This is a genomic window from Streptomyces sp. NPDC057010 (genome assembly GCF_042673805.1).
Classification (GTDB): domain Bacteria; phylum Actinomycetota; class Actinomycetes; order Streptomycetales; family Streptomycetaceae; genus Streptomyces.
This window is the reverse complement of record NZ_JBHUSC010000007.1, coordinates 137,519-163,602: the sequence shown is the minus strand read 5'-3', so window position 1 is coordinate 163,602 and position 26,084 is coordinate 137,519. Positions and strand designations below refer to the sequence as shown.

The window sequence follows — 26,084 nt, the reverse complement described above, 5'->3', positions numbered from 1 at the left end:
AGACCCTGCTCGGGCCATCTCGCTTGCATGAGTGGGGTGTTGCGGGCCGGGTCGGTGTGCGCGGGTGGTCCTGGGTGTAGCGGCACACTCTCCGTCATGACGACCTATGACGGCATCGGTGCGACCTACAGTCACACCCGACGACCGGATCCCCGGATAGCTGACAGGATTCACACCGCACTCGGCGACGTCGACACCGTGATCAACGTAGGTGCCGGCACCGGCTCCTACGAACCGCCGCAGACGGTGGTGGCGGTCGAACCCAGTTCTGTGATGATCGCCCAGCGTCCGGCCGGATCCGCGCGGGCCCTGCAGGCGTCCGCGGAGTCGATCCCGGTCGCCGACGACTCCGCCGACGCGGCGATGGCCCTCCTGACCGTGCACCACTGGACCGACCTCGAAGCCGGTATCGCGGAGTTGCGTCGTATCGCCCGGCGGCGCGTCGTCATCTTCACCTGGGACCAGACCATCCTCCGCAAGTTCTGGCTGGTGGACGAGTACCTGCCGGAGGTGGCCGCGTTCGACGACACGCGGGCCGTCGCGATCGACCGGCTGACAGCCCTGCTGGGAGGCGCCCGCGTCGAGACGGTCCCGATCCCGCACGACTGCACCGACGGGTTCGGTGCCGCCTTCTGGCGCCGGCCCGAGGCCTACCTCGATCCGGAAGTGCGTGCCGGCATCTCCATGCTCGCCCAGACGGACGAGGAGGTACTCCGTCCGGGCCTGGCCCGGCTGTCCGACGACCTGTCCTCCGGCCTGTGGCACACACGCCATGCCGACCTGCTCCACCGCGAAACACTCGACATCGGCTACCGGCTTGTCATCGCCGACCTGTAGGGACGGGGCTCGGCTGTGCGGCCGCGTGCTCGACGGTGACGGTAGGCCGACGGCGCAGGGCGCCGGCCAGGCACAGCACCGTACCGAGCGTGAGCCAGGTCGCCAGGACGGTGGCGGAGTGGGCGGCGCCGTGGCCGTCGAAGAAGGCGGTGGAGCGCAGCAGCCGGCCACCGGCCCCGGGCGGTAGCAGTTGGCCGAGGGTGCCGGACCAGCCGGGGAGCATCTCGGGTGCGGTCGCGGTGCCCGACAGGGGGTTGCCGATGAGCATCATGGCGGCGGCGCCGAGGCCGAAGCCGATGTACCCGAGCAGTGACTCGAGACCGAGGATGGTCAGGGAAGTGGCCGCGATGGTCAGGGCGATGGCGCCGCATTTGGCCCAGTAGGAGCCGTCGAGCGAGCCGAACCAGAACTGCAGGATCGCCGCCACGGCGAGTCCGCCGGTGACGGCGAAGGCGAGTGCTCCGGTGACGCGGCGGACGCCGTCGCGGACGAGCCTGGTCAGGAGCAGGGCGGCGAGCAAGCCGCCCATGACCAACGGCAGGGATCCGGCGGCCAGTCCGGTGCCGCGCGGGTCGTCGGCCGGCAGCGGGACGAGGTCACGGGCGGCGGCCGCGGTGCCGGCTCCCTGTGCCTGGCCAAGCCCGGTCGCGATGCCGTTCAGGGTCTGCGCCACGGCGGTGCTTCCGGCGGACGCGGTGATGACCTGCGGGGTGCCGGAGCTGAGGTCGATCGCCCCGTACACCTGGCGGTCGCGTATCAGCCGCACGGCGGCGGCGGTGTCGGCGACCTCGGTGACCGTGAAGCCGTCGGGAAGCCGTTGGTCGAGTACGGACGTGATCCGCTCGACGGCGGGGGCGGGCCCGGCGACGGCGATCGGCACGTCATGCACCGATGAGCGAACCGACGGCCAGGCGAAGGCGGTGAGCAGCAGGCTGATGCTCACCGTGAGCAGGGCGACCGCCCTGGCCACGGTCAGCCAGGGTGAGGGCGACGTGTCGGCTGCGGGCGCGGCCTGAGTGGACATGCCTTCTCCTTCGGGTGGAACGGGGGTGGACGTGGCAGTTGCGGCTCAGGCGGCCTTCTCGACACGGACCGGCAGGGACGCCGTCGAGATCGCCGGTCCGGCAGGCCACGAGTCCGGCTTGCCGCGTGCCACGGTGGAATCACCGCTGGATCTTGAAACACGGACTGGGCGGCTACGCGACCGCCTTCTCGGCGGGCGCGATCTGCGTGGCCGTCAGGCGGTACTTGCGCTTGGGCAGGCCGAAGGTCGGGTGCGAGGTGCCCCACAGCGCCATCCTGACGATGCCGTTCTTGATCCGCGCGGCCTTCCGGCCGCCCATGAACTTCGGCTTCGCCCGCCCTTCTTCGTCGACCATCTGCAGGATCCCGTCCAGCCGCCCGAGGCTGATGTGGTTGCCCACGTACTCCAGCTTGGTGTTCGCGATCTCACGGCCGGTCAGACGCCCCACGACCGCGTCCACGGCCTGCCGGCCGGTGTAGCCGGCCGAAGCGCAGGACATCGGCAGCGGCCGGCCGTTGTCACCGACGGCGTAGACGCTGTCGCCGACGGCGTAGACGTCCGGGTGCGAGACCGAACGCATGGTGCGGTCGACAACGATCCGACCGTCGTCGGTGACCTCGAGACCGCTCGCGGCGGCGAGGGGGCCGACCGCGAACCCGGCCGTCCACACGGTCGCGTCGGACGCCAGGACGGTGCCGTCGGCGCACAGCACCCGCGTCGCTTCCACGGCTTCGACACCGGTGTGCTCCAGGACCGTGATGCCCAGCCGGGCGCACCCCTCGCGCAGATGGCCGCGGGCTCCGGCGGAGAGCGCGGCGCCCAGCTCACCTCGGGCGATCAGCGTCACCGACAGGCCGGGCCGGGACTCGGCGATCTCGGTGGCGGTCTCGATGCCCGTCAGCCCGTCGCCGACGACCAGCACACTGCCGCCCTCGCCGCCCCCCTCCAGGCTGTCCAGGCGCTCCCGCAGGCGCAGCGCGGAGGGCCGGGCGGCGATGTCGAAGGCGTGCTCGGCCACGCCGGGAACGCCGTGGTCGGCGCCGCGGCTGCCGAGCGCGTACAGCAGCGTGTCGTAGCCGAGCTCACCGCCGCCGTCGGCGTCGGCCACGGCGACGACCCGGCGCTCGGGGTCGACGGCGGTGACACGGGCGAGACAGAGCCGTACCGCCGTGCCCGCGAAGACGTCGGCGAGGCGCGGAGCCTCGATCTCCTGCCCGGCCGCGAGCTGGTGCAGCCGCATCCGCTGGACGAAGTCCGGCTCAGCGTTGACCACGGTGATCTCGGTTTCCGCCGGAGCCAGCCGGCGCGCCAGGGTCCCGGCCACGTAGGCCCCTGCATACCCGGCGCCGAGGACGACGATGCGGTGCTTCATGAGTTGCTCCCGTCGGTTCGCTTGCTCTCGGCGACTTGAGCGGGACAGCGCCCCGATTCCTGACAGGAACCTCACGTGACGTGAGTCACAGGATGGCGGGAGCCTCGCACCGATCGCACCATCGCTCCAATCGGTGGGGCACTGCCAACGGTGCAGCGCCGCCAGCACGTCACCTCGGCGTGAGCACGCCAACCGGCGCGTCAACCCAGCCAGGATCGGGAGTGCAGGTGATGTCGATGTCCGGCAGGACGTACTGCCGGGAGATCTGGATCGCGTTGCCGCCGACGGTCGCCTCGCGGCCCACACGCATGGCGGAGTCGCCGCGGCCGATGCCGCAGGCGGTCCGGTTGCGGTACATGTCGTTGAGGGTGGCGCATCAGGCCGACGACCTGGGGCAACCTGGTCCGGACGTCTACTGCCCGCGCCTGCAGTCCGGCTCTGTGCCCTTCGTGCTCCGGTCGTCTTGCCGGGCGAGAGCATGGGCGGCGCGGAGCAGGCGGTGGCCGAGTTTTTCCAGGTGGGGAGCGAGTTCGGGGGTGCCGCGGATGGTGTGCGTGGGGCCGAGGTCGATGGCGAGGAGTTGTTCGGCGATGTGGTGGGGGTTGTCGGCTGCGAGGTCGAGGGTGCTCGTGTGGTTGTCGAGGGGTCGAACGCGGTCGGGGAGGGAGTAGGTGCGGGCGCGGACGGTGGCGGTGTCGGCGGGGACGGTGGCGTGGAAGGTGTAGCGGGCCGGGGCGGCGGCCAGGCGGGCCGCGACGTAGGCGGCGGCGTCGGTGGCGGGCAGTGCTCGGGGGGCGGCGCGGTGGCCGGTGGGGGTGGGGTCGGTGAGGCGGTCGACGCGGAAGAGGCGCCATGCGTCGTGGTCGGTGTCGTAGGCGACGAGGTACCAGACGGGTGCGGCGGCGACCAGAGCGTGGGGTTCGGCCCGGCGCCGGCCCGTGACGCCTTTCCCGGTCCGGTAGGTGAAGGTGGTGATCTCGTGGTCGCGGCAGGCTGCGGCCAGGGTGGCAAGCACGCCGGGGTCGGCCTCGGGGCCGCTGCTCCAGGGCACGGGGAGTGGCGCGGCGGTGGCCTGGATCGCGGTCACCTGGTGGCGCAGCCGTTGCGGTAGCACCTGTTCGAGTTTGGCCAGGGCGCGCACTGCGGTCTCCTCGATGCCGGTGACGCCGCTGGTGGCGGTGCGCAGGGCCACGGCGATGGCGACGGCTTCCTCGTCGTCCAGGAGGAGCGGTGGCAGATCGGTGCCGGCGGCCAGGCGGTAGCCGCCGGCGGTGCCGGTGGTGCCGTCGACGGGGTAGCCGAGATCGCGGAGCCGGTCGATGTCGCGGCGGATGGTGCGCAGGGTGACGCCGAGCCGTGTCGCGAGTTCGGTGCCGGACCAGGTGCGGCGCGTTTGGAGCAGTGAGAGCAGGCGCAGCATGCGGGCGGGCAGGTCCTGGGTCATGTTTCCCAGGCTGCCAGGCATTGGTGACGTGAGGTGTCCTAAAGGGCTCCTATCGTCGGAAACATCCGCCTGCTGAGGAATCCCGGCCTGCCGGCCCCCAGCTCCCACGAGGTGCGCCATGTGCCGCCCAGGAACAGGAACAGGAAACAGGAACGATCATGATTACTGCAGTGAACACGGCCACCGTCTGGGTGCTGGACCAGGACGCCGCCAAGGCGTTCTTCACCGAGAAGCTCGGCCTTCAGGTGCGCACGGACCTGCCGTTCGGGGAGGACATGCGCTGGCTGACCGTAGGTGCCGAGGGCCAGCCTGAGGTTCAGATCACCCTGATGGTTCCCGGGCCGCAGGTGATGGACCCCGAGTCCGCTCAGCAGCTCGCGTCGCTGCTGGCCAGGGGTGTGCTGGTCGGCTGCACGTTCACCGTCGAGGACTGCCACGCGGCCTTCGCCGACCTGTCCGCGCGGGGCGTCGCCTTCCTCCAGGAGCCCCAGCCCAGGCCGTGGGGCATCTCCGCGACCCTGCGCGACGACTCTGGAACCGTGCACGAGATCCTCCAGCCCCACCGCCAGGGCGAGGATCCGGCCGGCCACTACTCCTGACCACAGCCGGTAGGGCGGCCAGGGTGATCTCGCGGTCCCAGCCGCCCCCCTGCCCGCCGGTGGCCGCGACGGCGACCAGCGGAAACGATGACCACAGCAGGCCCTTCCGGGCTGCCCGACACAGGGTGGAGTCATGGCCTACGACGAAGTACTCGCGGAACGCGTGATGGAACGACTCGAGCCCGAGGGAGTCGTCGCGAAGAAGATGTTCAGCGGCCTGACCTTCCTCCTCCAGGGCAATGCGCTGGCCAACCTGTACGACGAGGGCCTCATGGTGCGCGTCGGCAAGGAAAGGACTGACGAAGCCCTGGCACGCCCCGGCGCCGCGCCCCTGGTGATGCGGGGCAAGCAACAAAGAGGGTGGGTCCTGCTGGCGGAGGAAACCCTCGACGACGACGTCCTGGACGACTGGCTGACGTGGGCCATGGAGGTCACCGCCGAGCTCCCGCCCAAGTGACCCGACCCGACCGGCCTCGGAGTCACACCGGCACGTCACTTCCGCGTCAACGGCACCCGGGCGTTGACCGGACGTCGGCCCAGAGGGCCGGCGACTACGGACCGAGGACGGGGTTGGGGGTCAGGATGCGGCGCAGGACGGCTTCGATGTGGGTTCGGTCGGGCGGGCGCGTGCCGGCCAGGCCGGTGAGGGTGAGGCCGTTCATGGCGGCGGCGGCAGCGGTGGCGGTGACCGGGTCGGTGTAGTGGGCCAGGGCTTCGACGGTCCGCTCGGTGTACTGGTCTGCGATCGGCCGCAGGGCGGGGCGGCGCAGGGCGGCGAGGTAGAGCTCGAATTCCGTGACCTGCTGGTCGCGCTGGGGTCCGAAGCAGCCGAGCAGCACGTCGGTGAGCAGGACGGCGAGCTGGTCGGTGGTCAGCGCGGGCCGCTGGGCGACCCAGTCGCCCAGATATGCGGCGTAGCGGTCGACGGCCCGGCTCAGGGCGGCGGTGATGAGGTCGTCTTTGGTCGCGAAGTGGTAGGTCGTCGCTCCCAGGGGCACACCGGCGGCTTCGGCTACCGCGCGGTGGGTCAGGCCTTCGACGCCCCGTTCCGCGATGACCCGCTCGGTGGCCTCGGCGATCTCCTCGATCCGCTGCTGCGGGTCACGCCGACGCCGTGCGGGTTTCTCGGCAGCCATGAGGCCCCCTTCCTGCTCGATTCGATCCGTGCAGTACGAAAGTACCGTATCGAGGCAGACAGACAGTTCGGCTGGCAGCTCGCCCGGTCTGGGCAGGCTGCATGGGGGCGGGGCACCCCGGAGATAGACGCCCAAGAAGCCTTGAATGTCCGTATTGCCACCTCCCCATCGTCGCGCTACAGTACAAATGTACCGATCGCGGGATCGAGAGAGATCCCCGAACCTTCCCCGGCCCCTCTCGGCCGACCGGTACATCCCCTGACCGCAAGACCCGCCCTCGCGCACGCAAGGAGTGATCCCCCATGAAGGCTCCCGCCCTCTCCCCCTGTCTCGGTGTTCCCGACACGCAGGCTGCCGTCGACTTCTACGAGAAGATCGGCTTCACGGCCCTCCCGGCCGGTGACGACCCCAACGACGACCTGCGCATCCTGCTCTTCGGGGACGAGTGCGCCCTGATGCTCTACCGCGACGATCACCTGAGGGCCTGGCTGCCGAACCTCAAGGAGACCCCCGTCGGCGCGTTCGGCATGTTCTACCTGGCCGTCGACGACTTCGACTCCTACGTCGAGCGCATCCGCCCCCTGGTCACCGTCCAGAAGGACGTCATGGAGCACGGAGGGCAGAAGCTCTTCTACTTCACCGACCCCAACGGGTACGTCATCGCCGCCACCCAGAAGCAGGACTGGTGACCCGCCCCGAGACGCCGCAGGGCGCAGCGCACGTGAAGTGTGCGGCGTTCTGGGGCCACGATGGCAGGGCCCTCGCCGACTTCTACGCCGCCGCACTGGGCTGGAAGGTCACCCAGACCTTCGGCGAAACCGCAGCGATGATCAGCGACGGGACAACCTCGTACGTCTTCTACACGGCCCGGGACTTCAAGGCGCCGAACTGGCCCCAGGACGAACTCGTCTTCCACCTCGACCTCGCTTTCGACGATGTCCAGGCCGCCGAGGAGCGCCTGTTGCAGCTCGGCGCCACCCGCCCCGCCCACCAGCCCGGCGGCATCCACTGGACCGTCCTGCTCGACCCCTCCGGCCAGCCCTTCTGCATCAGCTCCACCCGCTAGGAGGCACCTCGCCGCCCCGTCAGACCGTGCGTCCGACCACCTCTCGGAGACAAGCAATGACCCCCTCCCGCCGCCGTGTCACGCCGGACGAGCGCCGCGCCCGCCTCGGTCGCAGGCACCTGCTGGCCGGATCGACGCGGGTACGGACTCCCGAGGAGGTCGCCGCAGCCCTCATCGGGCTGCACGCGACCGACCCGGCCACCGTGTTCCTGTCCGCCGCGGCCCGCATGTCCGACCCGGGCGTCCCGGCAGTGGAACGGGCGCTGTACGAGGAGCGGACGCTGGCGCGGATACGGTGCTTGCGCCGCACCATGTTCGTCCTCCCAGCCGCTCTCGCCCCGGTGGTCCAGGCCGCCGTCGGCCGGGACGCCTACATGGACCGTGCCAGGGCGATGGCCCGGCTGCGTGACGCGGCCGGCTGGGACGAGCTCCGCTGCAGCGCGGCGGAGCAGGACGTCCTGGCCCTCCTCGCCGAGCGTGTTGAGGTCACCGCAGCCGAGTTCGCCGATGCCGTACCCGATCTGCGCGAGCAGATCACCACCTCTCCCGGCAAGCCGTACGAGTCCCGCCAGCGCGTCGCCTCCACCGTGCTCGGGGTCCTCGCCGCCGAAGGCCGTATCCGGCGCGCGCGCCCAGCCGGGGGTTGGACCTCCGCCCAGTTCCGCTGGGCCGGGGCCGAACCCCTGCCCGAGCTGCCCGCGTCCGAAGCGCGGGCAGCACTCGCCAGGCTCTACCTCTCCGCCTTCGGCCCCGTCACCGAAAGCGACCTGAAGTGGTGGACCGGCTGGACCCTGACCGCCACGCGCAAGGCGATCGCCACCGTCGGTGCCGAAGCGGTCGGCCTCGACGAAGGCACCGGCTATCTGCTGGCGGAGGACGTGGAGCCGGTCTGCGACCCCGACCCCTGGGTGGCCCTGCTGCCCGGCCTCGATCCCACCTCCATGGGATGGCGCGGGCGGGACTGGTACCTCGACCCCTCGTACACCCCGGAGTTGTTCGACCGCAACGGCAACATCGGCCCCACGGTCTGGGCGGACGGCCGCGTGATCGGCGCGTGGGCCCAGCGTCCCGACGGCAGCATCAACCACCGTCTCCTCACGGACCCGGGCCACGAGGCACGGACCGCCCTCGACCGCGAGATCGCCCGCATGACCGACTTCCTCGGGGACACCCGCGTCACCCCCTGCTACCGCACACCCCTCGAACGCCGACTCTCTGCACAGCCCGTTGGTTGATACGTTCTCATGGGGTGGGCGGCGGCGGAACGGGCTTGCCGAGGGCGTTGGCGAGGGCGGCATTGATCAGGTTCGCCGGCGCATCGCACCGATGGTCGCGGCGGTTCTTCGCCAAGGTGGGTATGGGACGCGGGCATCCCCCCGAAGCGATATCGCTGTTGACCAGGACCACCACAGTGGCGTGCAGCCCCCGGTGGTAGAAGAGCGTCGCGGTGAAGCCTGGGATCTCACCGGTGTGCCCTATCCAGTCGCGCATCCCCATGAGTCCGAGGCCGTAGCTGGTTTCCGGTTTTCCCGGCTCGGGCAGCAGTGAGGCGAGCCGCTCGGCCTGCCGCTCGGGCGGCAGCAGGCCCTTCCCGGTGCCCATGGCCCGTCCGAAAGCCAACAGGTCCTCGGCCGTCGACGTCAGTCCCCCCGCGGTCCAGGCGACCGAAGGGTTCCAGTCGGTCGCGTCGACGGGATCCGCCCCCGAGGACTGGCCGAACAGCGTGTAACCCCGGGGGTGCGGCCTGGCGATGGACGGGGCCGCGCCGGAGAAGGCGGTCGCTCGCAGGCCCAGCGGTCGCAGGATGCGGTCCTGGTAGAGCTGCCCGACGGGTTTGCCGGTCACCTTCTCCAGGACCAGGCCGATGAGCACGGTGTTGGTGTTGGAGTAGCGGAAGTCGGTGCCCGGCGGGAACAACGGCGACTCCTCGATCCCGAACGCCACCAGCTCCTCCGGCGTCCAGGCCCGCTCGGGGTCCGCCTTCCACTGCGCGAGCCACCGGTCGTTGGATTCGTAATTCCCGATACCACTGCGGTGATTGGCGAGCAGGCGCAGGGTGATCCGGTCTCCGTTCGGAATGTTCGGGTGGTAGCGGCTTATCGGGTCGTCGAGCGACAGCAGGCCTTCGGCGGCGGCCTGCAGCAGCATGGTGACGGTGAATATCTTCGTGACACTGGCGATGCGGGTGTGCATGGCGGGGGCCATCGCCTCGCCTGTGGCCGTGTTCGCGACCCCGACCGAGCGCATCCAGGTGTACTGGGGTGTCTGGACCGCGACGATCGCTCCGGGCGCACCGGTCTGCGCGAACGATTCCCGCAACGCCTCATCGAGGAAAGCCGTGGACGGCGGTGTGTCCGTCTTGGCGTGGCCGCAGCCGGACAGCAGTGAAACGAGCGTGAGGACAGTGGCGCAGATCCCCGTGCGGATGTTCATGACGTCTTGAACGGCTTCGGCGATACGGTTGCCACACAGTCGGTGTCGGGCGCCGTCGGGGTGCGGAGGAACGATGCCACCACCTGGTGCCCGCACGGCGCGAAGATTCCGGCTCCGTGGCCCATTCCGGGGATGGTGATGACCTTCGACTCGGACAGTGTCCGGGCCGCGTGATCACCCCATTGGGCGCCGGTCTTGGCGTCGAAGCCACCCGATATCACCAGGGTCGGGATCGCGCTCCTGGTGGGCTCGCGGACGGACGCGGGCGCTTTGGGTACGTTCCAGATCCGGCAGTCCTCGTTCATGAACGGAATCTGCGGCCCTTGCGCCAGTACGGAATCCGGGTAGTCCGGGAACTCGGCACGTCCGCGGGCGAGCAGTTGCGACGGCGCTTCGTACGGCACCCACTCACTGCATATCACTCCGTAGTTCAATCCATAGCTGAACGTGCCGTAGAACTCCGGAGCGACCCAGAACGAGGCCCATTGTCGCGCCACGGTCTCGGGGTGGCCCTTGGCCAGTTGGTCGATCGCGTACGGAGCCTCGCTGCCGTCCTGGCCGTTGGAGATCAGCCGCACCATCCAGTTGACCAACGCCCCGCCGTCGAGCACCACCTTGACCGGGGTGTCGCTGGTAGGCAGCTTCACCGTTGTTTCGACGGGGTTGGCCTCCAGCTTGCGCACCAGCCCCGTGAAGGTGGCACGCAGGTTGGGGTAGTGGTCCCGGCAGGCCGCCTCGGCCTCACACGCACGGAAGACACCGTCGAATCCTTCTCGGGCGCTCCTCCAGAACCCACTGAGTGAGGCCGCGTCGGGCGGCACGATCCCGTCGATGACCACCGCGCGGATCCCCTGCGGGTGTTCTCGCATCAGGGTCAGCGCCAGATCCGTGCCGTAGGAAGCCCCGTAGACGTTCCACTGGACAATGCCCAGCGCCGTGCGCAGGTCCGCGACATCGGCCGCGTTCTCCGTGGTGTTGTAGGCGCTCAGGTCGGCGCCGGTTGCAGCCAGTTTGCGGTGACAGGCCGTGGCGGCTTCCAGGTGTTGCCGCTTCATCGCCGAGGAGTCATAGGCCAGGCCGACGCCACGGGCACGGAACTCGTCCAGATTGGCGCAGGTCAGCGCGGGCCGTGAGGACAACTCCCCGCGCTGGGAGAGGAGAATCAGCCGGCGGTCACGATTCAGTCCGGCCTCGATGAGCACCTTCGCCGACGGAATCGGGTCCTCGCCCGGGCCGCCGGACAGGTAGACGACGGGATCGGGTGCCGGGTGCGGCGAGGCGGCCGGCACGATCGCCACCGCGAGCCGGATGGTACGCCCGTTCGGGTGAGCGCGGTTCTCCGGCACGACGAGGTAGCCGCAGCGTGCCCTGTCATAGGCCGGATCGGGATCGTGCGTGGGCGGGCACGGGCCCGGCTCGAACGCCGCAGCCGCCGTCTTGGCGGGCAGAGCCGCGGAAGCCCCGTACGAACAGCCGGTGCCCAGGAGAAGCCCCACACCGATCAGCAGGGCCGTCGGCCGCATCACCTTCGTCACGACGGAGCCCTGCCTTTGCGATAGCAGAATGGGACTCACTGGACCCGGCCCAGGGGCTGCGGCTGCCCCGACGGGGCTCGACATGAGGCAGCTGTTCCCGCCTGTGGCCGGCCGGCTGATCCACGGAGAGGCCTGGCCGCGGCGCCGGCAGGCAAGGCAGCGCGTCGCCTGCCTCGCGGACACATCCGTTCGACGACTCCATTCCAGCAGCCAGGGCAGCAGTCCACCACTCGGCTGACGCTCCAGGAGGCCGAGGCAGGTCGGCGCGGGTGGCTGCGGCCGCCAGTCGGAGTGCGCCGTCCCCTCGGGGTGCGGGAGTGCGGACCCCTGGCCCGGGGCCCATTCTCGCCGCCCGTTGTTGCCGCAGCGTGGCGGCCGTATGGCACGTGCTGCAGCCGGCCGGCCCCGCACCGCACGGTGACCCGCTTACGATCAGCACCGGGACCCCGGCTCCCCGCGCGGTCCGTACGCGCGACCGCCCCGCCGGAACCACGTGCCCGAGTGAGGAACCACAGATGCCCGCCCCGCTGAACAGCCCCTATCAGCAACTCCGCGGCGGCGACGGCCGACGGGAGGCGAACACCTCCGCGGTACTGCGCACCGTGCTCGACCACGGTCCGGTGGCGCGCAGGCGGATCGCGGCCCTCACCGGGCTCAGCCCGGCGGCGGTCTCACGGCAGGTGGTCGACCTCGTCCGGCTGGGGCTGGTGCGGGAGCGCCCCGAACTGGTCGCCGCGGCGGGGGTCGGCCGCCCGCAGGTTCCGGTGGACATCGACTCCGGGCGGGTCGCGGTGGCGGGCGTGCACATCGGGGTGCCGGGCGCGACGCTGTCGCTGATCGACCTGCGCGGACGCATCCTGGCCCGGGAGGACGTGAGCAGTCGGGGGCTCGGCCGGACCGCGATCCTGGAACGGGTGACCCGGCGGCTGCCGGCCTTCCTCGCCGAGCACAAGGGTGCCCTCGGCATCGCGGGTGTGGGTGCGGTGCTGGGGGGAAGGGTGGATCCGGAGCGGGGGATCGCGGTGCGGCACGAGCCGCTCGGGTGGTACGACGTACCGCTGCGTGACGCACTGGAACGAGCCACCGGGCTGCCGGTGTACGTCGACAATCACGCGCGCGCCCTCGCCCAGTCGGAGATCCTCTTCGGCCACCCCGACGCGCAGCACAGCATCGTGGCGATCTTCGTGGGCCACGTGGTCGACGCGGCTCTGGGCAGTGGGGGCCGGGTGCACCTCGGCCCGCGCGCGGCCACCAGTGACCTGGCCCATCAGCCCGTCCCCGGCAGCCGGGCGAAGTGTCCCTGCGGCCGGACCGGCTGCTTCGAGGCCGTCGTCTCCGACACCGCCCTGTTCGAGGAAGCCACCGAGCTGGGCATCATCGCCGAACCCGACCGCGCACTGCTCTCCGAGGCCGTGGCGGCGGGCCATCCCGGCGCCGACCGTCTGGTGCGGCGCCGGGCACGGCTGATCGGCCGGGCGGTCGCGCTGCTGGCCGACCTGGTCAACCCGGATGTGGTGGTGGTGCACGAGACGTTCTCCGGGGCCCATCCGAGGTACCTCGACGCGATCCGCGCGGAGGCGGTCGGGCGCTCGCACCTGTGCGAGGACCCGGAGCGGATCGTCGCGCCGGGAACCGGGGAGCGGGCTCTGGACGTCGCGGCCGGTACGGCTGTTCTGGCCAACATCTACGGCGATCCACTGCGAACAGTGGCGTTTGACCAATCATCGGGTCTCTGACAACCTGCGCGCATGACCCCGACCGTGCGGCTCGTCTCCCGCAGGCATGTCGACCTTTGTCGACACGCCAGCGCGATCTGTGCCGTGCCGTCGCCGGGCTGTCCCCGCTGATTTCCGCGGTTTCAGCCTGACCCCGGGCCGGCCCGGGTGCGTTCCCGCCTCGACGGGACCCCCGGTGAGACGCGGCCGGCCGCCACACCTCGCGCACCGCGCCAAGCGCTCCTGACCGGACCGCCGCGACGCCACCACCTGCGATGGACCGCACCAGGTCCCACCTGCAGTTAATTAGTTCCGCTCAGATTGCAATTAACTTCTCCTCTCGATTTTCCCATCGCCAAGGCGGTTCCACCATGACCACGCTCCCCCACCTCTCCCGCCGGGGCCTGTTGCGCGCCCTGGGCGCCGGCTCCGTCCTCATGACGCTGGGCGCCTGCCGTTCCGCGGTCGACGACAGCGCACCCGCCGCCTCGGCGAGTCCCCGCAGGGGCGGCACCCTGACGGTCGCGCACGGTGTCGACTTCACTCCGGCCCTGCTCTTCGCGGTGAGCGCGATGACGCTCGTCCCGCGCCTGGTGTTCAACACCCTCACCCGCTACGACGACAAGCTGCGGCCGCAGCCGGAGCTGGCGAAGTCCTGGCAGGTCGCCCCGGACGGCAAGAGCATCACCTTCGTGCTCCGCGACGACGTCACCTTCCACAACGGCCGCAACTTCACGGCGGATGACGTCATCTTCGCGGTGCAGAACCTTCAGAACCCGGTGCGCGCCGCGCAGTTGAGGTCCACGGCGGCCGCGGTCACCTCGTTCGAGAAGCGGGGCGACCACGAGATCACACTCGGTCTCGCACATCCCGTCAGCAACCTGTTCGACCTCTTCGAGTTCATGTTCATCGCCGACAAGGACACGGTCGAGGACGCGGTCGCCGGCAAGCAGCTCATCGGCACCGGGCCCTACACCTTCACCGGCCGCAACCCCGGCTCTTCCATCGGCTTCGCGCGCAACGAGCGCTACTGGCAGCCCGGCCGTCCCTACCTGGACAAGGTCGAGATACGCATCATCCCGCAGCCCGATTCGCTGCTCTCCTCGCTGCGCACCACCCAGTCACAGCTCTCGTTCGACGTCCGCGGCCAGGACGTGGGGCAGCTGAAGGACGACAGGCAGTTCCGCATCAAGGGCTACGACACCGGCGCGGGCGCCCTCTACCTCGGCGCGAACGTCAAGGAGCAGTACACCGACGACAAGCGCGTACGCCAGGCGCTCGCCTGGGCCGTCGACCGCGAACGCATCGTCAAGCAGGTCCTCGGCGGCTACGGCCAGGCGAGCGCCGCCCCTTGGCCCAAGTCGTCCCCGGCGTACAGCGACGCCAACGCCGCCCGCTACACGCACGATCCGGACAAGGCGCGGGCCCTGCTGAAGGAGGCAGGCCACGACACCCTCTCCCTGCCGCTGGCCCACGCCTCGGTGCCGAGGGTCACGGCCATCGCCCAGATCATCCAGTACGACCTGAAGCAGATCGGCATCACCACCGAGCTCCAGCCCTACGACTCGGCGACCATGCAGAAGAAACTGATCGCCCAGCAGATGCCGGCCCTCTGGACGATGGGGCACGGGTTCGCCCAGGTCCATCCGTCCACCCTGGCCGTCAGCGCCTACCCCTTCAACGAGGCGAAGAACACCTCCCAATTCAGCTCGCCCGCCTACACGGAAGCGGTACGGGACGCATGGGTGCGGAGCGACGCCGAGAGCCCCGAAGCGCTGGGGGCCTACCAGCGGATCAGCGACCAGCTCCTCGACGAGGCCTTCATCATCGACCTCGCCGTGGAGGCCTCGGTGGAGGTCGCCACGGCCAAGGTCCACGGAGCGGACCTCAACAAGTTCGGCTACCTCGTCCTCGACGACGCCTACCTGGTGTGACGCCGTGCGCTCCTACCTGTTGAAGAGGGTTCCTTCCGCGCTGCTCGTCCTGGCGCTCGCCTCGTTCGTCATCTTCGTCATCCTGCGCCTGATCCCCGGCGACCCCGCCACCACCCTGGCGGGACCGGACGCCGGACCCGCCGCCATCGAGGCGATCCGCGGCCGACTCGGCCTGGACCGCCCGCTGCTCAGCCAGTACGTCACCTGGCTCGGCGATCTCGTGCACGGCGACCTCGGCCCCTCGTACGCCATCGGCGGCGAGGTCTCCGAGCTGATCGGTCAGGGGCTGGGCCGGACGGTGGAGCTGACGATCGGCGCGCTGGTGCTGGTGGTCGCGCTCGGCCTGGCCCTCGGGCTGCTGGGGGCGACCGGGCGCGGCCGCGGGGTGCGCGCCGCGGCGCAGGCGGTCACCACCGCCGCGCTGGCCGTGCCGCCGTTCGTGACCGGGATCGTGCTGGTGCTGGTGTTCGCGGTGGGCCTGCGCCTGCTGCCCGCCGGCGGATACCAGTCGGTGCTCGACGCCCCCGACATCGGCCTGCAGTACCTGCTGCTGCCGGCGGTGTGTCTCGCCCTGCCGAGCGCCGCCGTCCTCGGCCGCTACCTCAAGGACGGGCTGGAGCGCGCCCTGGCCGAGGACTACGTACGCACCGCCACGGCCGTGGGCGTCAGCCGTCGGCGCATCGTCTGGCGCCACGCACTGCCGGGCGCCCTGCCGCCCGTGGTCACCGTACTCGGCATGCAGGTCGGGCAGTTGCTCAGTGGGGCGGTGCTGGTGGAGGCCGTCTTCGCCTGGCCGGGGCTCGGCATGCTCGCCGAACAGGGTGTGATCCGCCGCGACTACCCCGTGGTCCAGGCGCTGCTCCTGCTGCTGGTCGCGGTGTTCGTCGCCGTGCAGCTGCTCACCGACCTCGTCTACGCCTGGCTGGACCCCCGGATCAGGTGGGCGTGACCATGACCCTCACGACCACATACTCCTCGCTCCGCGCCCGCAACCGTTACCTGGCCGGGCTGCTCAGTGCCCGCGGCATCGCCGGACTCGCGCTGGTGTCCGCGGTCGCACTGGCCGGACTGCTGGCTCCGTTGCTCACGTCCGCGGATCCCCTGGCACAGAGCGGTGACGCACTGGCCGGGCCGTCAACGGGGCATCCGTTCGGCACGGACGACCTCGGGCGCGACCTGCTCAGCCGGGTACTCCACGGCATCCGCGCCGACCTCGCCATCGGCCTCACGGCGGTGCCGGTCGCCGCCGTGGCGGGTTGCGCCCTCGCGCTGCTCTCCGTCTCCTCGCGGGCCGCCGATGTCGCCGTCCAGCGGGCCTTCGACCTGGTGCTGGCCTTCCCCGGCCTGATCCTCGCCCTGACCATCACCGCCATCTGGGGGCCGGGACGACTGCCGGTCGTGGTCGTCATCGCGCTGGCGGAGGCCCCCGCCTTCGGGCGGCTGCTGCGGGGCGCCGTCCTCGTACAGCGCGAGCGCGAGTACGCCGTCGCCGCACGGGTGGGCGGCGCGGGGAGGCTGCGCGTCCTGGTCCGCCACGTGCTGCCCAACGCGATCGACCCCGTCGTGGTGCAGATCGCCACTGCCCTGTCGATCGCCGTGTTCATCGAGGGCGCCATGAGCTTCATCGGCGTCGGCATCAGGCCGCCGGAGCCCTCCCTCGGCAGCATCCTCGGCCAGTCCACGGCCTACGTGGGCACCCACCCCACTTTCGCCGTGGCACCGCTGATCGCGGTGACCACACTCGTCGTCGGCTTCACCCTCATCGCGGAAGCCCTGAACCGGGGGATCCGACAGTGAGCCCAGCCACGACCCACCCCACCACCGAGACCATCACCGCCGCCGGACCCGCCGCTTCGCTGCTCGACGTACGCGGCCTGCACGTCGCCTTCCCTCTCGGTGCCGGTAGCGTGCGGGCCGTCCGGGGCGTCGACTTCTCCCTCGGCGCAGGCGAGACGCTGGGCGTGGTGGGCGAATCCGGCTCGGGCAAGTCCACCCTGGCCCTCTCGCTCACGCGCATGCTGTCGGGCGGCGGCCGCGTCACCGGCGGCTCCGTACTGCTCGACGGGGAAGACCTCGTCGCGGCCGGCGAGGAGGCGCTGCGCCGCGTCCGGGGGAGCCGGATCGGAATGATCTTCCAGGACCCGATGGCCTCCCTCAACCCGGTGCTCTCCATCGGACGGCACCTGGACGAGGCGATGCGCGCCCACGGGCGCGGCGACCGGCGTTCGCGTCGGGTCCGCGCGCTCGAACTCCTCGGCCTGGTCGGCATTCCCGCCCCCGAACGGCGGATCGACGACCACCCCCACCAATTCTCCGGCGGTATGCGCCAGCGCGTGATGATCGCCCTCGCGCTGGCCAACGAACCCGACGTACTGATCGCCGACGAACCGACCACGGCGCTCGACGCCACCGTCCAGGACCAGATCCTGCAGCTGCTGGAACGGCTGAACCGGGAGACGGGCACCGCTCTCGTCCTCATCACTCACGACATCGGAGTCATCGCACGCGTCTGCCGGCGGGTGATGGTGATGTACGGAGGAACGGTCGTCGAGGACGGCCCCACCGAAAGCGTGCTCACCCGCCCCCAACACCCTTACACCGCAGGGCTGCTGGCGGCCGTGCCGCGCCTGGAGTCCCCTTCGGGCACACGCCTGCTCGGCATCCCCGGCAGCCCTCCCGACCCCGCCACCCCCGCCGAGGGGTGCGCGTTCGCACCCCGGTGCCCGCAGGCCGAGGACCGTTGCCGCGAGCAGGCGCCCGCGCTGACCGCAAGCGCGGCGGGCGTCCGCTCCGCGTGCTGGGTCACCGGCCCGAAGGGCTTCACCGTCGGCCGGGACCCCGCCGACGACCGCGGAGCCCGGTCGGCCGCCGACCCGGCCGCCACGCCGCTGCTGGAGGTCACCGCGCTGCGCAAGTCCTTCCCCGCCCGGGGCCGGGCCGGACGGCGCGATCCGGTGATCGCCCTGGACGGAGTCGACCTCGTCCTGCACCCCGGTGAGACGCTGGGGATCGTGGGCGAGTCGGGATCGGGCAAGTCCACGCTCGCGCGCACCCTCGTCCAGGTGTACGAACCGACCTCCGGAGGCATCCGCTTCCGGGGGCGGGAGCTTTCCGCCGCGTCCCCGGAGACGGCCAAGGCGCTGCGCCGTGAGGTCCAGATGGTCTTCCAGGACCCCTTCTCCTCGCTCAACCCCCGGATGACCGTGGGCCGGATCATCGCCGAGCCGCTGATCGCGCACGGCCTCGGCGACCGCGCGCAGCGGGCGGAGCGGGTGGCCGCTCTGCTACGGCAGGTCGGCCTCGATCCGGACGTCGCCGGGCGCCATCCGCACGCGTTCTCCGGCGGTCAGCGCCAGCGCATCGGCATCGCCCGCGCGCTGGCCCCCGAGCCGTCGGTCCTCATCTGCGACGAGCCCGTCTCCGCCCTCGACGTCTCCGTCCAGGCCCAGGTCGTCAATCTCCTGACCGACCTGCAACGCGACCTCGGACTGGCCCTGTTGTTCATCGCCCACGATCTCGCCGTGGTGCGGCAGATCAGTCATCGCATCGCCGTGATGCACCGCGGGCAGGTCGTCGAGACCGGCGCGGCCGACGCGGTCTGCACACGTCCCGCCCACCCCTACACCCGCACCCTGCTCGGGGCCGTCCCCCGGACCGCCCCCTCCTCTCCCAAGGAGCTCCGCCCATGACCAGCCCGCGTACCCCCGGCACTCCGAACCGCCGCGATCCCTACGACGGTTTCGCCGGAAGGGTCGGCCGTACCTTCGCCGAGTCCGAGCCCTCCTGGCAGCCCCCGCGCCGGCCTGGAGGGCGCGCCCCGAACATCGTCGTGGTCCTCGTGGACGACATGGGCTACAGCGACATCGGCCCGTTCGGCTCCGAGGTCCCCACCCCCGTACTCGACGGGCTGGCCGAGGGCGGTCTGCGGTTGGCCAACTACCACACCATGCCCCTGTGCTCCCCCGCCCGCGCCGCCCTGCTCACGGGTCTCAACCCGCACCGGGTGGGGTACTCGACCGTCGCCAACTTCGACCCCGGTTTCCCCGGCTACGGCATGGAGGTCGGCGACGACGTCCCCACCCTCGCCGAGGTCCTGCACGACGCGGGCTACGCCACGTACGCCGTCGGCAAGTGGCACCTGACCCGCGACTCGGCGTCCAACGCCGCCGACGACCGGCGCAACTGGCCGCTGCAGAAGGGCTTCGACCGGTACTACGGCGTCCTGGAGGGGTTGACCAGCCTCTTCCACCCGCACCAGCTGGTCCGCGACAACAGCCCCCTGGACATCGACGAACTGCCCGACGGCTACTACTACACGGACGACATCACCGACGAGGCCATCTCCATGGTGAAGTCGCTCCGCGCGCACGACCCCGACAAGCCGTTCTTCCTGTACGTCGCGCACAACGCCGTCCACGGCCCCCTCCAGGCCAAGCCCGCCGACATCGAACGCCATCGCGGGCGCTACGACGGCGGCTGGGACGCCCTGCGCACCACCCGCTTCGCCCGCCAGATCGCCGACGGCCTCTTCCCCGAGGGAACCGCCCTGCCGGAACGCAACTCCGAAGCGGGCCACGACGTGGGCCCCTGGGACGAGCTGACCCCCGAACAACAGCGCCGCTACGCGCGCTACATGGAGGTCTACGCGGCGATGGTCGACAACATCGACCAGAACCTCGGGCGGCTCACCGACACCCTGCGCGCACTCGGCCAACTCGACAACACCATCGTCGTCTTCACCTCCGACAACGGCGGCACCGGCGAAGGCGGCGCCGAGGGCACGCGCAGCTATTTCAGCCGCTTCGTCCACCAGCCCGTCCCGGACGACTGGAACGAGGACGTGGACCGGGACACCGACCTCATCGGCGGCCCGCGGAGCCTGGTGCACTACCCGCGCGGCTGGGGCATGGCCTCCAACACCCCCTTCCGGCTCTACAAGGGCCAGACCTACGCCGGCGGCGTGCGCGTACCGTTCGTCATCTCCTGGCCCGAGGGACTCCGGCGGGCCACGGACGACTCCGGGATCCGGCAGCAGTACCAGTACGTCACCGACATCACCCCCACCCTCCTGGAACTCGCGGGCGTACGGCGCCCGGAGCTGTGGCGCACGCGGCCCGCCCAGGAACTCGACGGCGTCAGCTTCGCCCCCGTCCTCCGCGACGGGCGGACACCCAGCGCCCACACCGAGCAGTACTGCGAGATGTCGGGCAACCGCAGCTACTACCGCGACGGCTGGAAGCTGGTCACGCTCCACCGTCCCGGCACACCGTACGACGACGGTGAATGGGCCCTGTACGACCTGCGCACCGACCCGACCGAGACCACCGACATCGCCGGGGACCACCCGGAGGTGGTGAAGGAACTGGCCGCGGCCTGGGAGGCGGCGGCCTGGCGCAACGGCGTCTTCCCCCTCGCCGACGGCAGCGGCGCGCTGGCCCGCCGCAACCCCGCGGAGGAGCGGTTCCACCGTCCCCTCACCCTGTCGGCGGGCACACCCGAGCTGGAGCGGTACCGCTCCTCCCGGCTCATCTCCTTCCGTTCCTTCGACGTCACGGTCGATCTCGACGAGCACGGCGCCGCGGATCAGGGTGTACTGGTCTCGCACGGCGACCAGGGCGGCGGCTACAGCCTGTACGTGGAAGACGGGCGGCTGCGGTTCGCCTACAACGAGTACGGCGACCTGCACGAGACCGATGCCGGGCCGCTGCCGGCCGGCCGGCGGAGGGTCACGCTCTCGGCCACCGCGGTGGAGGGGCTGCGCTGGGAGTTCCGCATCCTGATCGACGGTGTGGAGACCGGCCGGTCGGACAGTGTCCACCAGCTCATCGGCATGGCGCCGCTGCAGGGCATCAGCGTGGGCGTGGACCGCAAGTCCCCTGTCTCCTGGCCGGTCTACGAACGCCACCGCAGCTTCCGCTACACCGGCCGCCTGCGCTCGGTGACCTACCACCCCGGCGCGCAGGCGCCCTACGACCCGGCGGTCGTGTCCCGCGCGCTGGAGGAGGCAGCCGCCGCCTTCGAATGACGGGGAACCCGCACGGGGCCGGTGGCGGACACCCCTCCTCGTCCCGGCCCCGTGTGGCCCGTGTTGCCCGCGTGCTGCGGGACGATGAACACCGTGAACAGGCTGTGGCGAGCGGCTGCGGGAAGATCCACAGCGCGCGGGCAGCGGCTAACGTCTCGGTCAGAGCCGTTCCGAGGAGCAACCCCCACACGGAACCGAGGGCCGGGCCGCACCATCGGCTCCCACCCCGCCGGCCGGACCCACCCGTGCCGCAGCGCTCCCCAGCTGCTCCTTGCCCCTTCAGTTCCGAGGACCCCTGATGCCGTTCTCCCTGCCCGCGGGCGGGCGCCTCGCCGTGCTCGCCCTGTCCCTCGCCGTGGCCCTCGGTGCCACCGGCCTCGGCGCTCCCGCCTCGGCCGCAGATCCGGTCTCCCCGTACGGCCCGCAAGCGCCGCAGAACCCGGCCACCGCGGCCAACGGCGCCGCGACCATGCACGGCGACAGCGCCTCCAGCGGCACCACGCCCCACCCGGGGCCGGGAACGGGCGCCATCACCTACTCCCGTACCGCGCTGGCTTCGGCCTGCCCGACCGTGGTCGTGGGCAGCGACGGCTACGTCATCGCCCTCTGCACCACCATCTTCGGGCAGACTCCGACCGTCCACCTGCTCGACCCCGCCACCGGCGCCGACCTCGCCTCGCTCGCCCTGCCCAAGGGCAGCCTCTTCGGCGGCGTCTACGCCTACCTCGACAACACCGACCGGCTGGTCGTCGTCGACGGGAACAACAACCTCGTCCGCATCGGCCACCACCGCAGCGGATCCGGCTGGGCGCTGCGCATCGACCAGTCCACCCCCCTCGGCGACGCCGTCCCCGCAGGGGACAACATCGTCGGCCTGACCCCCGCCTGGGACGGCAGGGTCTGGTTCGCGACCAGCGGCGGCGTGATCGGGACCGTGGACACCGGCACCGGGGCGGTACGCAGCATCAGCACCGGCGAAGGCGTCCAGAACAGCATCTCCACCGTCCCCGGCCGCACCGCCGTCGCCACCGACCGCGCCCTCTACCTCCTGTCCTCCGCCTCCGACGGCACCCCCGTCGTGGACTGGCGGGCCCCCTACGACCGGGGTCCGGCCCGCAAGCCGGGCCAGCTCAGCTGGGGCACCGGCACCACCCCGAGCTTCTTCGGGCCGGGCAACGGCACCGAGTACGTCACCATCGTCGACAACGCCGACCCGCACGGGAACCTGCTCGTCTACCGGGTGGCCGGCGGACCGGACCCGATCTGCCGGATCCCCGTGCTCACCCAGTACGCCCGCAGCGGCACCGAGGACGCCGTCATCGCCTCCGGGCGCAGCGTCTTCGTCACCAACACCTACGGCTACCCCTACCCGGCCCTGCCCGAGGGCGCCCCGGCCAGCCGGCCGTCCTCCGCGAACTTCGACGGCGGTCTCAGCCGGGTCGACGTCAACGCCGAGGGGACGGGCTGCTCGGTGGTGTGGAACAGCCCGGTGAAGTCCGCCGCGCTGCCCCGGCTCTCCCTGGCCGACGGGAAGATCTACACGGTCTCCGTGACCGGGCCGACCGGCAGCGCCGGCCTGAACACATTCGCCCAGTACCACCACTCCGTCATCGACCCGGCCACCGGCGCGCAGCTGAGCAGCTCCTTCCTCGGCATCGGGCTGGTCTACAACCCGCTGCAGATGCGGGGGACGGCCGCCCCGGACGGCACCCTCTACCAGGGCACCGAGACCGGAGTGGTCCGCATCTCCAGGCGCTGACCCGCCGCCCCGACCACGGGCCCCCATCTGCCGACGCTGCCCAGCCGGAGCAGATGGCGAGCCCGGTGGATCTCTCGACCGCACCCGGTGAACGCCGGCCGCGGGCCGGTTTCTAGGCTGACCCCATGTCCGACGAGTCGCCTCTCATCCGTAGCCTGCGGGCCGCTGTCGCAGCCGCTCCCGAAGACGTACCCCTGCGGCTGCACTTCGCCGAACTGCTGCTCGCGGAGGGGAGGCACGACGAGGCCGTCGTACAAGCCGCGGTCGCGCTGCAGCACGCGCCGGGCGACGAAGCCGTACGGGGCCTGATGGCCCGCGCCATGCACCTGCCCACGGTCGACACGTCGCCGCCCCCGCCCGCGACCCCCGCACCCGGCACGCACTCCGCCCGGCCCTCCTCCTTCGACTGGGCCGCCGCCGAGCAGGAGGTCGCCGGCGTCGTCGGCCCCCGTTTCGCCACCGAGGCCCGCCTGACCTCGGACGGCAGCGGCGACCCTGCCGACGCGTCCGCCTGGGACGTCGACGCCCCCGGCGACGTACGCCTCGCCGACGTCGGCGGCATGCAGCAGGTCAAGGACCGGCTCGAAGCCGCCTTCCTCGCCCCGATGCGCAATCCCGAACTCCGCAGGCTGTACGGCAAGTCGCTCCGCGGCGGCCTGCTCCTCTACGGCCCGCCCGGCTGCGGCAAGACGTTCATCGCGCGGGCCGTCGCCGGCGAACTCGGCGCCGGCTTCATGTCGGTCTCGCTCTCCGACATCCTCGACATGTACATCGGCACCTCGGAGAAGAACGTCCACGACATCTTCGAGGCCGCCCGCCGGCAGGCGCCCTGCGTGGTCTTCCTCGACGAGCTGGACGCGCTCGGCGCCAAGCGCTCGCGTACCCACCACAGCGGTCTGCGCAATGTCGTCAACCAGCTCCTCACCGAACTCGACGGCATCAACGCCGCGCAGAACGAAGGCGTCTTCGTGCTCGCCGCGACCAACGTCCCCTGGGACGTGGACCTCGCCCTGCGCCGCCCCGGCCGCCTGGACCGCACCCTGCTCGTGCTGCCGCCCGACGCCCCGGCGCGGGAGGCGATCCTCCGCTACCACCTGCGCGAGCGCCCCATCGAGTCCGTCGATCTCGGCAAGATCGTCAAGGTCACCGAGGACTTCTCGGGCGCCGATCTCGCCCATGTCTGCGAGAGCGCGGCCGAGTTCGCGCTCCTGGCCTCCGCCCGTTCCGGCACCGTCCGCATGATCGGCACCAGGGACCTCCTGAACGCGGCCAGGCAGATCAAGCCGTCCAGCGAGTCCTGGTTCGCCTCCGCCCGTAACGTCGCCATGTTCGCCAACGACGGTGGCGTGTACGACGACCTGGTCGCCTACCTGAAGAAGAAGCGCAAGCTGTGAGTGGAACAACCCCGAGCGCGCCGAGATGCTGATCTTCGTGGGGACGAAGGAGGAGGCACTCCAGGAGGCACAGGAGGCGGTGCGGCTCGGCCCCGACGTCGTCGACACGTGGCACACCATGTACAAGGGCGCCGCGTTCAACAGCCGCTCCGACCTGGTGGACGAGTCCTTGCGGCAGCTCCTGCGCATCGACCCGGCCGACCAGCTCGCCGTCGCCACGCTCACGCATCGCGAGGTCCGCAAGCCCGGCACGACCGCCGCCCGGGCCGCCGACCTCTACGCCGGCGCGCTCGCCGCCGTCCTCGACTCCCGGTCGCTCCGCTCCGACCTCGGCAGGGCCGTCTACCGGATGCTGCGCGGCACCCGATGGCTCGCGCTGCTCTGTCTGGTCATGGCCGCCGTCACCGTCGACCTCTTCCCCACCGGGGGTGAGGCGAAGGAGCTGCCCCTCCATCTCGGCACCCGGCTGTGGGCGCTGAACCTGATGGCCGTGGTGTGGGGCTTCGGCGTCTGGCGGCGCTACCGGCGGCTGCGGACCGGGGCGCAGCTCACCGTGTTCGCGCTGCTGCGCCGCTCGTCCTGGGCCAGGGTCGTGCTCGGCCAGGCCGGCTGGGCCACCCTGTGCGCACTGCTGATCGTGGCTGTTCCGTGGAGCGGGCGCACCGTCCCCCAGGTCCTGTTCTGGCCGGCACTCGTACCGAACCTGCTCAGCATCACCCACGACCGGGACAAGGTCCGATGAGCCGGTCCCTGCAACAGGCCGACGCCCTCTTCGAGCTGGGGCGCCACGAGCAGGCCGCCGCCCTCGCCGCCGAACACCTCGCCGGCCAACCCGACGACGCCACCGCACTCGTGCTCCTCGCCCGCTGCCGGCACCGCCTCGGCGACGAACGGCAGGCGCTCACCACCCTCGAACACGCCCTGCGCGTCGCCCCCGAATCGGTGAACGCCTGGCTGATGCACACCCACGTCCTGCTCGCGCTGAAGAAGTACCGGCAGGCCGAGGTCTCGGCCCGGCGCGCCGTCGAGCTCGCCCCGCAGTCCTGGACGAGCCACTACACCCTCGGCGTCGTCCTCGACCACGGTGTCCGCAGGAAGCGCAAGCGGGCCGCACACGAGTCGGCCCGCCGGGCCGTCGCCCTCGCCCCCGAGGAGAGCGACCCGTACGTCCTCCTCGGCCTGACCGCCCACCGCACCGGCAACCACCGCGCCGCCCAGCAGGCCTACGAGACGGCGCTGCGCCTGGACCCGGAGAGCACCGCGGCCCACAACCACCTCTCGCTGCTCCATCTGCGCCGCCAATGGCGCCGGCCCGGCTCGTGGACCCGGGCCGCCGAGGGCTTCGTCCAGTCCGCCGCCCTCGACCTGAACGACCGCAACGCCCGCTACAACCTGGAGCTCATGGCCTGGGGAACGGTCTCGGGCGCCCGCTGGGTGGCCCTCGCCGGAATCGTCGCGGTGTCGTTGGGCGCCGCCCACCTGCGTGCGGGCGCCGCCGGCGCCGAAGCCCTCGGCACCTACCTGGCGTGCGCGGCCGTGCTCGTCGGCAGCTGGGGAGGCTGGCTGCTGTGGCAGACCCGGCGGGTCCCGCCCCACCTGCGCCGTCCCCTCCTGCTGGTGTCGCGCGGTTGCCGGCAGGTCGTCGGGATGGCGTTCGCCGTCACGCTGCTCATCGTCCACTCGTGCTCGGCGCTGGTGCTGTGGCGCAGCGCCTTGTTCAGCGCGCTCGCGATTCCGCTGTTCTTCTTCGCGATCGTCATGTCCGTGGCCGGCTACACCGCTCTCCAGCAGCGCGCGCCAAAGCCGTAGGG

The 26,084-nt window shown here is 71.4% G+C and carries 23 protein-coding genes and 1 pseudogene; 17 read left to right on the top strand and 7 right to left on the bottom strand.

Annotated elements, in window-relative coordinates; genetic code table 11:
- Positions 1 to 96 precede the first annotated feature (96 nt).
- Positions 97 to 837 carry a methyltransferase domain-containing protein gene (locus tag ACFTXQ_RS10830; protein ID WP_382638303.1) on the top strand — a complete coding sequence of 247 codons (741 nt, stop codon included), beginning with the start codon at positions 97 to 99 and terminating at the stop codon, positions 835 to 837.
- On the opposite strand, the gene ACFTXQ_RS10825 is transcribed toward ACFTXQ_RS10830, so the two are convergent.
- The 4 genes and pseudogenes from ACFTXQ_RS10825 to ACFTXQ_RS10810 all read right to left on the bottom strand — a co-directional run bounded on the left by ACFTXQ_RS10825 (position 821) and on the right by ACFTXQ_RS10810 (position 4,677).
- Positions 821 to 1,861, bottom strand: a complete 1,041-nt coding sequence (locus ACFTXQ_RS10825) for an ABC transporter permease (protein WP_382638300.1) — start codon at positions 1,859 to 1,861, stop codon at positions 821 to 823. The genes ACFTXQ_RS10830 and ACFTXQ_RS10825 overlap by 17 nt on opposite strands.
- A 172-nt stretch (positions 1,862 to 2,033) precedes the next feature.
- Entirely contained in the window at positions 2,034 to 3,233 is a 1,200-nt protein-coding gene (locus tag ACFTXQ_RS10820) for an NAD(P)/FAD-dependent oxidoreductase (protein WP_382638297.1), read from the bottom strand.
- A 262-nt stretch (positions 3,234 to 3,495) separates the two neighbouring features.
- Positions 3,496 to 3,606: pseudogene (locus tag ACFTXQ_RS10815) on the bottom strand (TIGR03842 family LLM class F420-dependent oxidoreductase); the annotation flags it as partial.
- A 39-nt stretch (positions 3,607 to 3,645) separates the two neighbouring features.
- The gene (locus tag ACFTXQ_RS10810; protein WP_382638295.1) at positions 3,646 to 4,677 is read right to left on the bottom strand and encodes a helix-turn-helix transcriptional regulator; all 1,032 of its coding nucleotides are present in this window, start codon (positions 4,675 to 4,677) and stop codon (positions 3,646 to 3,648) included.
- 158 nt (positions 4,678 to 4,835) lie between these two features.
- Between ACFTXQ_RS10810 and ACFTXQ_RS10805 the strand changes: the two genes are divergently transcribed.
- Positions 4,836 to 5,276, top strand: coding sequence for a VOC family protein (locus tag ACFTXQ_RS10805; protein ID WP_382638292.1), 441 nt, complete (start codon positions 4,836 to 4,838; stop codon positions 5,274 to 5,276).
- A gap of 133 nt (positions 5,277 to 5,409) precedes the next feature.
- Positions 5,410 to 5,733, top strand: a complete 324-nt coding sequence (locus ACFTXQ_RS10800) for a TfoX/Sxy family protein (RefSeq protein WP_382638289.1) — start codon at positions 5,410 to 5,412, stop codon at positions 5,731 to 5,733.
- 94 nt (positions 5,734 to 5,827) lie between these two features.
- Here ACFTXQ_RS10800 and ACFTXQ_RS10795 read toward each other — a convergent pair whose 3' ends face one another.
- Entirely contained in the window at positions 5,828 to 6,412 is a 585-nt protein-coding gene (locus ACFTXQ_RS10795; RefSeq protein ID WP_382638286.1) for a TetR/AcrR family transcriptional regulator, read from the bottom strand.
- A 302-nt stretch (positions 6,413 to 6,714) separates the two neighbouring features.
- Between ACFTXQ_RS10795 and ACFTXQ_RS10790 the strand changes: the two genes are divergently transcribed.
- Genes ACFTXQ_RS10790 through ACFTXQ_RS10780 form a run of 3 tightly spaced genes read left to right on the top strand, consistent with a single transcriptional unit; the run spans position 6,715 to position 8,713 of the window.
- Positions 6,715 to 7,101: a VOC family protein gene (locus tag ACFTXQ_RS10790; RefSeq protein WP_382638284.1), complete on the top strand. Its 387-nt coding sequence runs from the start codon at positions 6,715 to 6,717 to the stop codon at positions 7,099 to 7,101.
- On the top strand, positions 7,098 to 7,478 hold the full coding sequence (locus tag ACFTXQ_RS10785; RefSeq protein WP_382638281.1) for a VOC family protein: 381 nt from the start codon (positions 7,098 to 7,100) through the stop codon (positions 7,476 to 7,478). Before ACFTXQ_RS10790 ends, ACFTXQ_RS10785 begins: the two co-directional genes overlap by 4 nt.
- 56 nt (positions 7,479 to 7,534) lie before the next feature.
- The gene (locus ACFTXQ_RS10780) at positions 7,535 to 8,713 is read left to right on the top strand and encodes a winged helix DNA-binding domain-containing protein (protein WP_382638279.1); all 1,179 of its coding nucleotides are present in this window, start codon (positions 7,535 to 7,537) and stop codon (positions 8,711 to 8,713) included.
- 7 nt (positions 8,714 to 8,720) lie between these two features.
- On the opposite strand, the gene ACFTXQ_RS10775 is transcribed toward ACFTXQ_RS10780, so the two are convergent.
- Positions 8,721 to 9,911 (bottom strand): serine hydrolase domain-containing protein, encoded by a 1,191-nt coding sequence (locus ACFTXQ_RS10775; RefSeq protein WP_382638276.1) that lies wholly within the window; start codon positions 9,909 to 9,911, stop codon positions 8,721 to 8,723.
- On the bottom strand, positions 9,908 to 11,446 hold the full coding sequence (locus tag ACFTXQ_RS10770; protein ID WP_382638273.1) for an alpha/beta fold hydrolase: 1,539 nt from the start codon (positions 11,444 to 11,446) through the stop codon (positions 9,908 to 9,910). The genes ACFTXQ_RS10775 and ACFTXQ_RS10770 overlap by 4 nt, the downstream gene beginning before the upstream one ends.
- A gap of 515 nt (positions 11,447 to 11,961) precedes the next feature.
- On the opposite strand from ACFTXQ_RS10770, the gene ACFTXQ_RS10765 reads away from it, so the two are divergent.
- The 11 genes from ACFTXQ_RS10765 (at position 11,962) to ACFTXQ_RS10715 (ending at position 26,082) form a co-directional block, all read left to right on the top strand.
- On the top strand, positions 11,962 to 13,182 hold the full coding sequence (locus ACFTXQ_RS10765) for an ROK family protein (protein ID WP_382638270.1): 1,221 nt from the start codon (positions 11,962 to 11,964) through the stop codon (positions 13,180 to 13,182).
- Positions 13,183 to 13,194: 12 nt separating this feature from the next.
- The gene (locus ACFTXQ_RS10760) at positions 13,195 to 13,293 is read left to right on the top strand and encodes a putative leader peptide (RefSeq protein WP_328740532.1); all 99 of its coding nucleotides are present in this window, start codon (positions 13,195 to 13,197) and stop codon (positions 13,291 to 13,293) included.
- Positions 13,294 to 13,532: 239 nt separating this feature from the next.
- Positions 13,533 to 15,095, top strand: a complete 1,563-nt coding sequence (locus ACFTXQ_RS10755; protein WP_382638266.1) for an ABC transporter substrate-binding protein — start codon at positions 13,533 to 13,535, stop codon at positions 15,093 to 15,095.
- Between the two features lie 4 nt (positions 15,096 to 15,099).
- Complete coding sequence (locus tag ACFTXQ_RS10750) at positions 15,100 to 16,044, top strand: ABC transporter permease (RefSeq protein WP_382638264.1); 945 nt, start codon at positions 15,100 to 15,102, stop codon at positions 16,042 to 16,044.
- Between the two features lie 2 nt (positions 16,045 to 16,046).
- On the top strand, positions 16,047 to 16,892 hold the full coding sequence (locus tag ACFTXQ_RS10745; protein ID WP_382638261.1) for an ABC transporter permease: 846 nt from the start codon (positions 16,047 to 16,049) through the stop codon (positions 16,890 to 16,892).
- Positions 16,889 to 18,784: a dipeptide ABC transporter ATP-binding protein gene (locus ACFTXQ_RS10740; RefSeq protein WP_382638258.1), complete on the top strand. Its 1,896-nt coding sequence runs from the start codon at positions 16,889 to 16,891 to the stop codon at positions 18,782 to 18,784. The genes ACFTXQ_RS10745 and ACFTXQ_RS10740 overlap by 4 nt, the downstream gene beginning before the upstream one ends.
- A complete protein-coding gene (locus ACFTXQ_RS10735; RefSeq protein ID WP_382638255.1) occupies positions 18,781 to 21,120 on the top strand; it encodes an arylsulfatase in 2,340 nt (779 codons plus the stop codon). Before ACFTXQ_RS10740 ends, ACFTXQ_RS10735 begins: the two co-directional genes overlap by 4 nt.
- A 298-nt stretch (positions 21,121 to 21,418) precedes the next feature.
- Positions 21,419 to 22,879, top strand: coding sequence for a hypothetical protein (locus tag ACFTXQ_RS10730; RefSeq protein WP_382638252.1), 1,461 nt, complete (start codon positions 21,419 to 21,421; stop codon positions 22,877 to 22,879).
- A gap of 125 nt (positions 22,880 to 23,004) precedes the next feature.
- The gene (locus ACFTXQ_RS10725; RefSeq protein WP_382638249.1) at positions 23,005 to 24,273 is read left to right on the top strand and encodes an AAA family ATPase; all 1,269 of its coding nucleotides are present in this window, start codon (positions 23,005 to 23,007) and stop codon (positions 24,271 to 24,273) included.
- Positions 24,274 to 24,310: 37 nt separating this feature from the next.
- Positions 24,311 to 25,015, top strand: a complete 705-nt coding sequence (locus tag ACFTXQ_RS10720; protein WP_382638245.1) for a hypothetical protein — start codon at positions 24,311 to 24,313, stop codon at positions 25,013 to 25,015.
- Positions 25,012 to 26,082 carry a tetratricopeptide repeat protein gene (locus ACFTXQ_RS10715; RefSeq protein ID WP_382638242.1) on the top strand — a complete coding sequence of 357 codons (1,071 nt, stop codon included), beginning with the start codon at positions 25,012 to 25,014 and terminating at the stop codon, positions 26,080 to 26,082. The genes ACFTXQ_RS10720 and ACFTXQ_RS10715 overlap by 4 nt, the downstream gene beginning before the upstream one ends.
- The last annotated feature ends 2 nt before the right edge of the window (positions 26,083 to 26,084 follow it).